The organism is Maribacter sp. R86514 (genome assembly GCF_044597005.1).
In the GTDB taxonomy this organism is placed as follows: domain Bacteria; phylum Bacteroidota; class Bacteroidia; order Flavobacteriales; family Flavobacteriaceae; genus Maribacter.
In genome coordinates this window covers 1,589,137-1,602,333 of sequence record NZ_CP138999.1, presented here as the reverse complement: position 1 = coordinate 1,602,333, position 13,197 = coordinate 1,589,137, and the positions used below count along the sequence as shown (strand labels likewise).

Genomic DNA, 13,197 nt, shown 5'->3' with positions numbered 1-13,197 from the left:
AAATAGAGAAAATGTCAAATTTGAAAATAGGAATTAACGGTTTTGGTAGAATAGGTAGATTGGTATTCAGAACCACAATTAAGCGTGGTGATGTTGATGTTGTTGCTATCAACGACTTGTTAGATGTTGAGCACTTGGCTTACTTGTTAAAGTACGATTCTGTTCACGGTAAATTCGATGGTACCGTAGAGGTAAAAGATGGTCATTTGGTAGTAAATGGTAAAACAGTACGTATTACTGCAGAAAGAGATCCAAAGAATATTAAGTGGGATGCTGTTGGTGCAGATACTGTTGCAGAATGTACCGGTATTTTTACAACTTTAGAGACAGCTCAATACCATATTGATGGTGGTGCTAAAAAAGTAGTTATTTCTGCTCCTTCTAAAGATGCTCCAATGTTCGTAATGGGCGTAAACCATAAAGAGGTGAAGGCATCAGATGTTATTGTGTCTAATGCATCTTGTACTACGAACTGTTTGGCTCCTGTTGCTAAGGTGTTAAATGATAGCTTTGGTATAGAAGAAGCGTTGATGACAACGATTCACGCAAGTACTTCTACTCAATTTACAGTAGATTCACCTTCTAGAAAAAACTACCGTTTAGGTCGTTCTGCAATGTTGAATATTATTCCTTCGACTACTGGCGCAGCTGTTGCGGTAACCAAGGTTATACCTGCGTTAACAGGAAAGCTTACTGGTATGGCATTTAGAGTGCCTACTGCAGATGTATCTGTTGTTGATTTGACTGTAAGAACAAGTAAGGAAACTTCTTTGGATGAGATTAAAAAAGCTTTCAAAGCTGCGTCTGAAGGTGAGCTTAAAGGTGTATTGGGTTATACTGATGAAGCTGTTGTTTCTCAAGATTTCGTAAGTGATCCAAGAACTAGTGTTTTTGATGCAGAGGCTTGTATAGAGCTTAACTCTGGTTTCTTTAAATTGATTTCTTGGTATGATAACGAGGCTGGTTTCTCTAACAAAATGGTAGACTTAATGCAGCACGTTAATACCTTATAACCTTAATTTTAGTATAACATAGATATATCCTGAAAATGAGGCGCTTTTACCTTATTTTCAGGATTATTTTTTAAAGACCTTCGGTATATGATTTTAATAGTAGATAGTGGCGCAACCAAGTCTGATTGGATTGCATTGGATGAAAATGGTGAACAACTTTTTTTAACACAAACTTTAGGTCTAAGTCCTGAGGTTCTGACAAAAGATGTTATTGAAGATCGCTTAGCGAATAATTTTGAAATCTCGAAGAATAGGGAGAAAGTAACACACCTTTATTTTTATGGAGCTGGTTGTGGTACCGACCGAATGAAATTGTTCTTAAAAGCAATTTTTAAAGATTTTTTTCCGAATGCAAAAGCTGATGTAAAAGAAGATACATATGCCGCCATATTTGCTACAACAAAAGTTGGTCATCAAGGTATTGTATGTATTTTAGGTACAGGTTCTAACTGTAGTTATTACGATGGTAACCAATTGTTTCAAAAAGTAACGTCATTAGGTTATATACCTATGGATGATGGTAGTGGTAATTTCTTTGGTCGAAAATTAATACGTGATTACTACTTTCATAAAATGCCTGCGGATCTAGCACATAAATTTGCTAAGCAGCATGATTTAGATCCAGATGTTATTAAAGAGAATTTATATAAGCAGCCCAATCCAAATACCTATTTGGCAACTTTTGCTCGGTTTTTGATCGAGAACAAAGATCACCCATATTCTAAAGGCGTTATAGATAAAGGATTTCAGCAGTTTATAAATAACTATGTAATGCAGTTTGAATTAGCAACAAAAGTACCAATCAATTTTGTTGGTAGTGTTGCTTATTACCTAAGAGAAGAACTAACTTCTGTATTGTTAAGAAACGATTTGATTGTTGGTGTAATTAGACAAAAACCTATTGAAGGTCTTGTAGAATTTCATAAAGCCAATATGTAAATTATTACTTTACGGCAATCATAGAAATTTCAACATTTACGAACTTGGGTAAATTTGCAACTTCTACGGTTTCTCTTGCTGGTGCGGTTTCTGCATTAAAATAAGAAGCATAAACTTCGTTAACTTCAGTGAACTGATTCATGTCACTAAGAAAAATAGACGATTTAACAACATTTTCAAAGGTCATTTCAGCTTCGGTTAAAATGGCCTTTAAATTTTCCATAGACTGTTTGGTCTCTAGTTTAATATCCCCAGAAACTAATTCTCCACTTTTAGGATTTAGAGGAATTTGACCTGAAATGTATAAAGTGCCGTTACTTAATGTTGCTTGGTTGTAAGGTCCTATAGGTGCTGGAGCGTTATTTGTGTTTATAATTTTCTTCATTTTTTCTGATTTTGGTGTTAGTTCTGGCTTCTGTTTTCCCATTTAAGATCCTTAAGTATAGACGAATCTATACCTATAAAGAAGTACCACCTTTTATATTGTCCAAAAGGAGTCCAATTAAAGCGCATGGTAAAACTTTTTAAGTCTCTCTGAAAACGAAGTTGAGTTAATGTAAAGCCTTGATTCTTGAAATCGTAACCAGATGAGCCACCAACGGACCATCTAGGAGCAAGTTCTATATCTCCCGAAAACATCAACGAGTGACTGCTAAATTCATTTTGCCTTGCAGAATTACTGTAATTGGCTGAGTAGGCCAATCTAAAGTTCCATGGTATTTTGGTTCCGAATATGGGGTTTTCAACATCAGAGTCTTCGTTGTCTTTTCTAACGGGGTTTGCGTTAAAGTCATCTGCACGACCAAATAAATCATCTTCTCTACCGCCACTTTGGGCAACATAGTCAAAAGGATCGGTTTCTTCTTCTTCGTCTCTGTCTTTATCGTCCTTTTTGCCGAACATTTCACTGCTAATAGAATAAGATACATTGGCATTAGCCCTTGTTAGTCTAAAAAGGCTTCCCCCATTATCAACGTTCCATGTATCTATTCTTCTACCGTTGTTGTCGATTGCGTAAGGGTCAAGGCTGCAGAAAAGTTAATCGACATTTTATTGTCAAGAATGTTGGTTCCGCCATTAATGCTCAAAGGGTTGATGCGTAACGAATCCGATTCAAAATTATATCCTGTAGAAATATTGAAATTACTTAATAACGAGATTTTTTTGGGCTCTATTTTTGTAGAATCTTTATCACGAACCTTTGCCTCTAAGGTATTCGCTAACGAAAAACTTAAACTGTTCGATTTTCCTAAAGAAGGTGCGCCATTAAGAGTTCCCGTAAAACGGCTGTACTGCACTTCAACGCCGTCTTCACCAAGATACTCATCATAAAACTGTTCAAATGATGGGGCGTAACCATAGCTTAAAGAAGGTCTCAAGGTATGCCTGATCGCTTGAATTTTTTTGTCTTCCCCGAAATCAAAAGTACCGTATAGCGTAGTACCGACACTAGCGCTAAAATTGTAGCTGTTGTACCTGTCAAAACCACTTACAGTATCTATAACAACTTCTTTTAAAACATTATCATAGCTTCTGTTGTAAGTTTCTAAAGACCAAACATCTTCGTAGCTAGCGCCCATACTGACACTGAAAAATTTAGCTACTTTGAAGTTGGTCGCAACGGGAATACTGTGGCTTGCTCCAATTCTTGCGTTATCGAACATTTTTGCGGTCAAAAAGTCGGTGTCGTTCGTAGTAAGCCTATTTTGCGCGTTTACGTTGTATTGAAAATTAATGTTATCAATAATGCCTTTTTTAATTCCGTCGCGTTTTACAAAAGGATATATACGCTCTACACTAGCTTGAAAAGTAGGTAGGGTCATGGTGATATTATCGGTATCTGACTCTGTTGCCGTCGCAGAGGTCAATTGCGAATGTGTAGCGGTTAAACTCATATTCACAGATGGGTAATTCGGAAATGTTTTAGAGTAAGAAATCGACGACGATAAGGTGTTATTTTGAGTGTTGGGTAAATTTCTTTGTTGCAACGAATTTCTATAATACTCACTACTACCTAAGTTTACGGAAGCTGAGAACCTGGAATTCGGACTTGACTTCGTATCCTGCGAATGTGAAAATTGAATATTATAATTTCTAGACAGGCTATAGTCGCTGAAACCTTTTTGGCTTCTTACTTGATTTTCGAACCGTAAGTTAATGTTGCCTCGGTATTTATAGCGTTTCGTGTAAATAGAGGCTGTTCTAAATGCGTAACTACCATTGGTATAAAAATCTCCAGATAGCGTTATGTCAGCATAGTCCCCTAATGGAACATAGTATCCCATATCTTGTAAAAAGTAGCCCGTATTTGGGTCGTTACCGAAAGATGGCATTAAAATACCCGCCGATCTACCAACTGTTAATGGAAAATATGCAAATGGCATTGCAATAGGCGTAGGTACGTCAGCAATATATAAATTACTGAAACCGGCAATTACCTTCTTTTTAGGTACGAATTTTGCCTTTCTAACTCTTATGTAGTAATCAGGATTTATAGTGTCTTTTGAGGTGGTCAGTTTACCTTCGCTTAAAAAGTAAACGGAATCGTTTTCTTTTTTTGTAATTTCAGCATAAACCTTCATAGCATCGCTACCCAATGACCCGGCAGCTGCTTGCTGTTCCGTTCTAGAATTCCAGATCAGCGCTTTTTGTGTGTCAAAATTAAAACGTATAGAATCTGGTATAACAATATTTTCTCCTTGTTTAAAATAAGGCAGCTGAGTGTAATTACCTAGGGAGTCTACCATTCTACCCGCATATACTTCATTCTTAATATAATCCATTATAATGATACCGGCTTTTAATTCGGTATCTTGATAATAGATTTCCGCCTCATTGTAGAGGTGTATCTTGTTTTCTTTTTGACTTAATTTTACGTAGTCTTTTGCCTTATATTTAATTTTATCTAAAAGCAAAGGGGGTTTTTGGTTTAAGGAATCTGTAGCTAAAGAATCGTTGGCTACAGCGTCTTTGATTGCCGTTGGGGGTAATAATGGCGCAATTATTGAATCTCTTTCAGCTTTGATGTTGAGAGTCGTAATTTTACCTTCTTGACCGGTGGCATAAAAAGCACCGGCAAAGACCATTAATAGGAAAAGTAAGTATTGTTTGTTTGATTGCAAGGCTATATATCCTATTTTTGTAAAGGTTTGGCGGTCCAATGAGCCGTTATTTAAGATGTCAAACTTACATATATTTTTTAATCCGTATGTAGGGTCTTACAATAAATTTAACCATTACAAGGGCGATAAAATCCCTAACACTTATGAAAATAAAATTCTTTAGCATTTCTTTAGTTTTAACTACAGCGTTATTACTTCTGTCTTTTACAGTGTCTGACAAAGAAAATGAATCAGATGACCCGTTTATTGTTGTTCTTGATGCCGGGCACGGTGGGCACGATCCTGGTAATTTAGGTAACGGTTATTTAGAGAAACAAATAGCTCTGAACATTGTTTTGAAAGTTGGTGAAATTCTTTCGAATAGCAAGGATATAAAAGTTATTTACACTCGTAAAGACGACACTTTTATTGATTTATACGTTAGAGGGGAAGTGGCAAATAAAGCAAATGCAGATTTGTTTGTTTCTGTGCATTGCGATTCGCATACTTCAGATGCGCATGGTGCGGGTACTTTTGTATTAGGGCTTCATGCCAACAAGCAAAATTTTGAAATAGCCAAGAAAGAAAACTCCGTAATCTACTTAGAAGATAATTATGAGAATAGATATGCCGATTATGATATCAACTCACCAGAATCGGTTATAGGTCTTACCATAATGCAAGAAGAATTTTTAGATCAAAGTGTAGCATTGGCTTCAATGATTCAAGAAAATTTTTCTAAGAAACTTAAAAGAACCGACAGAAAGGTAAAACAGGCAGGTTTTATTGTATTGCATCAAACTTTTATGCCCAGTGTTTTGGTAGAAACAGGTTTTTTGACCAATAAAGATGAAGGTGCTTATTTAAACTCTACAAAAGGTCAAAATGAAATGGGCGATGCAATTGCCAAGGCGATTTTACATTATAAAGAAGGAGTTCAACCAACTACGAAGAATGTTGAAACCGTTGTTGCCAAACCAACAGCCCCTCCAATTACAAAAGAAATTGTAGAAAAGGTAGAGGATAAGAAAGAGGTTGTTGTAGAACCGGTCAATGAGGCTGTTAATGAGCCTGTAAAACAAGTAGTTGCCGAAGTAGAGAAGCCAACAGAGGTTAGTACATCACCAAAAGTTGAAGAAACAAAAGAAGTGGCAGAGGCGCCTGTCGTTAAGGTTGAAGAAGCGATCAATGAAAAAGAAGTTGCAAATTCTATTGTCTTTAAAATTCAATTAATGGCCAGTAGTAAAAATGTAGCACTTAATTCAAACAATTTTAAAGGATTGTCTAACCTATCTCAAGAGCCATATAAAAACTTATATCGTTATATGTATGGTGAAACAAGGTCATATAGAGAAGCAAAAATGATGCAGACTCAAGCCCAAGAAAAAGGATATGCAACGGCTTATATTGTTGCCTATAGGTTAGGAGAAAGAATTCCTATTAAAGATGCTATTGACGAGGTTTCTAATTTAAGACCATAAGTTGCAAAATTTATTCATAATTTTGAGAGGACTAAAAACATATTTGTTTGAAACTATCTAGAGAATTAAAAACAGGAATTATCGTAATTGGTGGCATATTGCTGTTCATCATGGGGTTCAGCTATTTAAAGTCAACTCCTATATTTGATAATAGTAAAACGTTTTTTGCCGTATACCCAAATGTTGGTGGCTTACAATCAGGTACTAATGTCTCTATAAACGGATTTAGTGTTGGTAAAGTAAACGATATTAGATTTTTAGATGAAAAGGGAAATTTATTGGTGACGTTTACTGTTGGTAATGAGTTTAAGTTTTCTAAAAATAGTACTGTCGAACTTTACGATACCGGTATTATTGGTGGTAAGGGATTACAGATTAAACCTGTTTTTGATGAGGCTTTAGCGCAATCTGGTGATACATTACGTACAGAAACAAGACCAGGTATTACAGATTTGGCACAACAAAAATTAAATCCGTTGGTACGTAAAGTCGAAACGGCAATTTCTGATGCAGACTCCGTTTTGGTCAATGTAAATTCAGTTTTGGATATGAATACCAAAAAAGAATTAAAAGAAGTAATTGGAGGTTTAAACACCTTAATAGCTAATTTAAACGGTAGTGCTACTCAGCTTAATTCGGTTTTAGACAAGAATAAGGATAAATTGAATAATTCTTTTGAGAATTTTGAACAGTTATCAGCTAATTTCGCAAAACTTTCAGATTCTTTAAATTCTGCCGGACTAGGCAGAACCTTGGCTAGTTTAGAATCTACTATGGCCAGTTTGGATAAGGTAACCAATAAGATAGAAAATGGTGATGGATCACTTGGTTTACTAATGAACGATAAAGAATTATATACCAATTTAAATAATGCATCACGTGAATTAGACTTACTTTTGCAAGATTTTCGTTTGAATCCAAAAAGGTATGTTAATGTTTCTGTGTTTGGTAAAAAGCAGAAAGACTACGAGTTGCCAGAAAATGATCCAGCCACAAATTCTATTGAGAAGTAAAGAAGACTTAATTATATGCAATATCTCCCGAATGTAATTTTTGTAATACTGCTTGTAGCAGGTATTGGTTTTTTCGTAAAAAATGTTTCTAGATTAAAACGTAATATTTTTTTAGGAAAAGAAGAATCGTTAACAGATAATAAGCCACAACGTTGGAAAAATATGGCAAAGATTGCCCTTGGGCAATCCAAAATGGTAGTCAGGCCCATTGCAGGAGCTTTACATATCATCGTATATATAGGTTTCGTAATTATCAATATTGAAGTTTTAGAAATTATTTTAGATGGTATTTTTGGTACGCATAGGTTATTTGCCGTATTAGGACCTGTTTATGATTTCTTAATAGGGTCTTTTGAAGTGCTTGCTTTATTGGTTATCGTTGCCGTAGTTATTTTCTGGATTAGAAGAAACGTTATTAAGTTAAAACGATTTTTTAAACCGGAAATGGAAGGTTGGCCAAAGAATGATGGTAACCTTATTTTGTATATAGAAGTAGTATTAATGGTACTTTTTCTGACCATGAACGGTGCAGATTATCAGTTACAACAAATGGGTGCTGACCACTACGTACAGGCAGGTTCCTTTCCTATTAGTAGTTTGATCGCTCCTTTGTTTGATGGTATGTCCATTTCTAGTTTGGTGTTATTAGAGCGTACCGCTTGGTGGCTGCATATTGCTGGAATCTTATTTTTCCTTAATTATCTGTACTACTCAAAGCATTTACATATTTTACTTGCATTCCCAAATACGTATTACGGGAAGTTGACACCAAAAGGAGAATTCAAAAACCTGCAATCAGTTACTGATGAGGTTAAAATGATGATGGACCCAGATGCCGATCCTTATGCTGAACCTGCAGAAGATGCTGCTGTACCGGATAAGTTTGGTGCATCAGACGTGCAAGATTTGAGTTGGGTACAATTATTAAATGCTTATACCTGTACCGAATGTGGTCGTTGTACTAGTGAGTGTCCCGCAAATCAGACCGGAAAAAAATTATCTCCTCGTAAGATCATGATGGATACTCGTGACCGTCTAGAAGAAGTTGGTAAGAATATCGATGCTAATAAAGGCGAGTTTAAAGATGACGGTAAACAATTGTTGAACGATTATATTACCCCAGAAGAATTATGGGCATGTACATCTTGTAATGCCTGTGTTCAAGCCTGCCCAATTAGTATTGACCCTCTTTCCATAATTATGGATATGAGACAGTATTTGGTAATGGAACAATCTGCTGCTCCGACAGATTTGAATAATATGATGGGTAATATTGAAAATAATGGAGCACCTTGGCCATTTAACCAAATGGACCGTTTAAATTGGAGTAAAGAATCTTAAAGATAGATATGGCAAGTGAATTAAAAGTGCCTACAATGGCAGAGTTTTTTGCGTCGGGAACCGTACCTGAAGTTTTGTTTTGGGTAGGTTGTGCTGGTAGTTTTGATGATAGAGCAAAGAAAATAACGAAAGCCTTCGTAAAGATTTTAAATAAGGCGAATGTTTCTTTTGCGGTACTTGGTACAGAAGAAAGTTGTACCGGTGATCCTGCAAAACGTGCTGGTAATGAGTTTTTGTTTCAGATGCAAGCAGTAACCAACATAGAGGTGCTGAACGCTTATGAAATAAAGAAAATAGTAACGGCATGCCCGCATTGTTTTAATACCATTAAAAATGAATATCCTGGCTTAGGTGGTAGCTATGAAGTAGTGCACCACACTCAGTTTTTGAAAGACCTACTGTCCGAAGGTAGAATTTCTATGGAAGGCGGTAGGTTTAAAGGTAAGCGTATCACTTTTCATGATCCGTGCTATTTAGGTAGGGCAAATGGAGTATATGAAGCACCAAGGGACTTAATTAGAAAGTTGGATGCTGAGCTTATTGAAATGAAGAGCTGTAAGCAAAGAGGTCTTTGTTGCGGTGCAGGTGGTGCACAAATGTTCAAGGAGCCTGAAAATGGTGATAAAGATGTGAACATTGAACGTACAGAGCAAGCCTTAGAGACTAAACCGGAAATTATAGCTGCAGGTTGTCCTTTCTGTAATACTATGATGACCGATGGGGTGAAGAATAAAGAAAAGGAAGATGATGTTGCAGTAATGGATATCGCAGAAATGATTGCGGCTGCAGAAGATTTATAATTTAAAGAAGCGAAATTTGCTAGTAGAATTTAACACATTACCAAATACTTCAAGAGTTTGGATATACCAGTGTAATCGATCATTTTCTGAAAAGGAAATCGCTGAAATTGGAGCTGACTTAGATACTTTTTTAACCTCATGGACTGCACATGGTAATGATTTAAATGCAGGTTACGAAATTAAGTACAGAAGATTTATAGTCATTGCCCTTGATCAAACTACCCAAGGTGCTACCGGTTGTTCTATAGATGCATCGGTACATTTTATACAGGCATTAGAAAAGAAATATGATGTTCTGTTGCTTGACAAAATGAATGTATCTTATAAACAAGGTGAGTTTGTAGCTTATAAAAGCTTGATTGATTTTAAGGCTATGGCCAAGCAAAAAGCCATTTCGAAAAACACGATTGTCTTTAACAATCTGGTTGCCAATAAAGGAGAGTATTTGGAACACTGGGAAGTACCTGCTTCTGAGAGTTGGCATGCTCGTTTCTTTTAACATAATTTCTTCTTAAGTATCAGAATTTATTGGGTTTTATCGATGAAATGCAATAATTTCAAGCCATAATAGTTATCTCAGTACATATTTTTTTATGCGCTATATTTTTATTCTTATTTGTGGGTTGTTTTGCTGTTCCAGTATATTAGCTCAAAATCCTTTAGTAACTAAGGATAGCACCAATCAACAGAGATGGGTAGATGCTCAGTACAATCAAATGAGTTTGGACCAAAAGTTAGGTCAGTTATTTATGGTAAGCGTTGCTTCCAATCAAAGTAAGCAAGCAACAGATTTAATTAAGAATTTAATAGTAAAAGAGCATTTAGGCGGAGTAATTTTTTCTAAAGGTGGACCTGTACGTCAGGCTAAACTTACCAATGATTATCAAGAAGCCTCAAAAATTCCCTTACTTATTGGTATGGATGCGGAATGGGGACTATCTATGCGCTTAGATTCAACTTATGCTTTCCCGTGGAATATGACCTTGGGTGCAATTCAAGATAATTCAATTGTTGAAAAAGTAGGCTACCAAATAGGTAAGCATGCAAAACGATTAGGTGTTCATATAAATTTTGCGCCTGATTTAGATATCAATACCAACCCAAAAAATCCAATTATAGGCAATCGTTCTTTTGGAGAGGATAGGGATAATGTAGTAGCAAAGGGAATAGCTTTTATACGCGGAATGGAGAGCGCAGGAGTATTGGCAAATGGAAAACACTTTCCTGGGCATGGTGATACAGAGGTAGATTCGCATCACAATTTGCCGGTAATACCGTTCTCGAGACAACGATTAGACAGCCTAGAACTTTATCCTTTTAAAAAATTGATTGGTTCTGGTTTAAGTAGTATTATGGTTGCTCACTTAGAAGTGCCTGCCCTTGAGATGAAAAAAGGAATGCCTTCTTCATTATCCGAACAAATTATATCAGGTATTCTAAAAGAAGAACTAGGTTACCAAGGATTGATATTTACCGATGCACTGAATATGAAAGGGGTGTCTACGAAAGGTAAAGATGGTAGCGTAGAAATAGATGCTTTTATGGCAGGTAACGATATGTTGTTAATGCCTGAAAATATTGTTAGCGCAAAAGAGAAATTAGCAAAGGCTTATGATAAGGGTAAGTTGTCTGAAGAGCGATTGGCTTATTCTGTCAAAAAGATTTTAATGGCGAAATATAAGGCAGGGTTACATAAGTACAGACCTATTGTTTTAAATAATTTATACGAAGATTTAAATAGCTTAGAAGATGATATTATTTACGAGCAAGCTATTGAAAATGCAATTACGGTTGTAAAAAATAAGCTCGATATACTGTCTATTAGAAACCTTGATAATAAGAAAATCGCTTATGTGAAAATGGGCGATTCTGATAATGAGGCTTTTGTAAATGGGCTAAAGAATTATGCCGATGTTACAGTAGTTGAGGCAAATGATATCAATACCTTAAAAGCTAAGTTAAAAGATTTCAATTTAGTTATTGTTGGTCATCATAAGAGTAATGAAAGTCCGTGGAAGTCCTATAAGTTTTCAACTAAAGAACTAAACTGGTTGCAAGCCATAGGAAGTGAACGTACCTCTAACCTTATACTTTGTGTATTTGCTAAGCCATATGCTTTATTGGATGTTAAATCATATGATATGATTGATGGTGTGGTCATGTCTTATCAAAATAGTGCTATAGCACAAGAGAAAACGGCAGAAGTATTATTTGGAGCTGTTAGTGCTACAGGTAAAATACCTGTTTCTGCACATCCAGAATTTCCTGTGCATACAGGTATTCAGGTAAAATCATTAAGTAGATTGGGATATAGTATACCAGAACGTGTTGGTATGAGCTCCAAAGGACTTAGAGAAATAGATGAATTAATGAGCCATGGTTTGGATAGTTTAATGTTTCCTGGTGCTCAAGTTTTAGTTGCTAGAAAAGGAAAAGTAATTTATCAGAAAAGTTTTGGTAAACCTGCCTATGATAGTAAAGAAAAAATAACCAATGATTATATTTATGATCTTGCTTCTTTAACCAAAATATTGGCCACTTTGCCAATGGTAATGAAGATGGAGGAAGAAGGTAGAATAGGTTTGAACAATACTTTTGAAGAGTTGGTGCCAAATTATTCTAACACTGAAATTAAAAATGTTACCGTTTTAAAAGCACTTTCCCATTACGGCCGTTTACCGGCTTGGATTCCGTTTTACATAAATACTTTAGACGAAAATAAAAAACCATCAGGTGAATTTTATAGAAATAAACCATTGCCTGGTTTTTCAACAAAAGTGTATGACAATCTATATTTAGCAGATGCATATAAAGATTCAATTTACAATAGAATAGGTAGACAAGATTTAAAATCTAATAGATATCGTTATAGCGACGTACCATATTATGTAATGAAAAAGGTAGTCGAAGAAAGTTACGGTCAAAGGTTAGACGGATTAACATCTAATTTTCTTTATAGTAGGATAGGTGCAAACCATACCTCATATAATCCTTTAGAGAAATTTGACAAGAATAAGATTGTTCCTTCTGAGGAAGATAATTATTATAGGTATGGTAGAGTACAGGGTTACGTTCATGATATGGGTGCTGCAATGCAAGCAGGCGTCGGTGGTCATGCCGGTCTCTTCAGTAACGCTAATGACGTTGCCAAAATCATGCAGATGTATCTACAAGATGGGTATTATGGCGGTACTAAGTTTTTCGATTCTAGAACTGTAAAGAAATTCAATACCTGTTATTTCTGTGATAATAATGTGCGTAGGGGAGTAGGTTTTGATAAGCCACAGTTGCAACATAGTGGTCCTACTTGTGGTTGTGTATCTAGAAAAAGTTTTGGGCATAGTGGTTTTACCGGTACGTATACTTGGGCTGATCCAGAAGAAGAAATAGTCTACGTATTTTTATCAAATAGAACCTATCCTTCCGCATCTAACACACTTTTAGTTAAATCTGGGTTAAGAACAAGAATTCAACAAGCCATTTACGATTCAATTCTGAATTAAAAAAGG

The 13,197-nt window shown here is 35.8% G+C and carries 9 protein-coding genes and 1 pseudogene; 8 read left to right on the top strand and 2 right to left on the bottom strand.

Features of this window, described 5'->3' with window-relative positions:
- The first annotated feature begins 11 nt into the window (after nt 1-11).
- Together gap and SJY30_RS07160 are read left to right on the top strand one after the other, a co-directional pair.
- Nucleotides 12-1,013 (top strand): type I glyceraldehyde-3-phosphate dehydrogenase, encoded by a 1,002-nt coding sequence (gene gap / locus SJY30_RS07165; protein ID WP_396634886.1) that lies wholly within the window; start codon nt 12-14, stop codon nt 1,011-1,013.
- Between the two features lie 87 nt (nt 1,014-1,100).
- Complete coding sequence (locus SJY30_RS07160) at nt 1,101-1,952, top strand: N-acetylglucosamine kinase (protein WP_396634885.1); 852 nt, start codon at nt 1,101-1,103, stop codon at nt 1,950-1,952.
- A gap of 4 nt (nt 1,953-1,956) precedes the next feature.
- Here SJY30_RS07160 and SJY30_RS07155 read toward each other — a convergent pair whose 3' ends face one another.
- On the bottom strand, nt 1,957-2,337 hold the full coding sequence (locus SJY30_RS07155; RefSeq protein ID WP_396634884.1) for a RidA family protein: 381 nt from the start codon (nt 2,335-2,337) through the stop codon (nt 1,957-1,959).
- 17 nt (nt 2,338-2,354) lie between these two features.
- Nucleotides 2,355-5,038, bottom strand: a pseudogene (locus tag SJY30_RS07150) (putative LPS assembly protein LptD).
- Nucleotides 5,039-5,217: 179 nt separating this feature from the next.
- On the opposite strand from SJY30_RS07150, the gene SJY30_RS07145 reads away from it, so the two are divergent.
- The 6 genes from SJY30_RS07145 to SJY30_RS07120 all read left to right on the top strand — a co-directional run bounded on the left by SJY30_RS07145 (nt 5,218) and on the right by SJY30_RS07120 (nt 13,191).
- Entirely contained in the window at nt 5,218-6,534 is a 1,317-nt protein-coding gene (locus SJY30_RS07145; RefSeq protein WP_396634883.1) for an N-acetylmuramoyl-L-alanine amidase, read from the top strand.
- Between the two features lie 47 nt (nt 6,535-6,581).
- A complete protein-coding gene (locus tag SJY30_RS07140; protein WP_396634882.1) occupies nt 6,582-7,547 on the top strand; it encodes an MlaD family protein in 966 nt (321 codons plus the stop codon).
- A 15-nt stretch (nt 7,548-7,562) separates the two neighbouring features.
- The gene (locus tag SJY30_RS07135; protein WP_396634881.1) at nt 7,563-8,888 is read left to right on the top strand and encodes a 4Fe-4S dicluster domain-containing protein; all 1,326 of its coding nucleotides are present in this window, start codon (nt 7,563-7,565) and stop codon (nt 8,886-8,888) included.
- 8 nt (nt 8,889-8,896) lie between these two features.
- A complete protein-coding gene (locus SJY30_RS07130) occupies nt 8,897-9,688 on the top strand; it encodes a (Fe-S)-binding protein (RefSeq protein WP_396634880.1) in 792 nt (263 codons plus the stop codon).
- Between the two features lie 16 nt (nt 9,689-9,704).
- Nucleotides 9,705-10,187, top strand: a complete 483-nt coding sequence (locus SJY30_RS07125; RefSeq protein WP_396634879.1) for an ABC transporter ATPase — start codon at nt 9,705-9,707, stop codon at nt 10,185-10,187.
- Between the two features lie 94 nt (nt 10,188-10,281).
- The gene (locus tag SJY30_RS07120) at nt 10,282-13,191 is read left to right on the top strand and encodes a glycoside hydrolase family 3 N-terminal domain-containing protein (protein ID WP_396634878.1); all 2,910 of its coding nucleotides are present in this window, start codon (nt 10,282-10,284) and stop codon (nt 13,189-13,191) included.
- The last annotated feature ends 6 nt before the right edge of the window (nt 13,192-13,197 follow it).

Excerpts from the sequence above, each read along its gene's own strand:
- SJY30_RS07145 (WP_396634883.1), top strand. The coding sequence starts at position 5,218 with ATGAAAATAAAATTCTTTAGCATTTCTTTAGTTTTAACTACAGCGTTA.
- SJY30_RS07160 (WP_396634885.1), top strand. The coding sequence starts at position 1,101 with ATGATTTTAATAGTAGATAGTGGCGCAACCAAGTCTGATTGGATTGCA.
- gap (WP_396634886.1), top strand. The coding sequence starts at position 12 with ATGTCAAATTTGAAAATAGGAATTAACGGTTTTGGTAGAATAGGTAGA.
- SJY30_RS07120 (WP_396634878.1), top strand. The coding sequence starts at position 10,282 with ATGCGCTATATTTTTATTCTTATTTGTGGGTTGTTTTGCTGTTCCAGT.
- SJY30_RS07135 (WP_396634881.1), top strand. The coding sequence starts at position 7,563 with ATGCAATATCTCCCGAATGTAATTTTTGTAATACTGCTTGTAGCAGGT.
- SJY30_RS07130 (WP_396634880.1), top strand. The coding sequence starts at position 8,897 with ATGGCAAGTGAATTAAAAGTGCCTACAATGGCAGAGTTTTTTGCGTCG.
- SJY30_RS07155 (WP_396634884.1), bottom strand. The coding sequence starts at position 2,337 with ATGAAGAAAATTATAAACACAAATAACGCTCCAGCACCTATAGGACCT.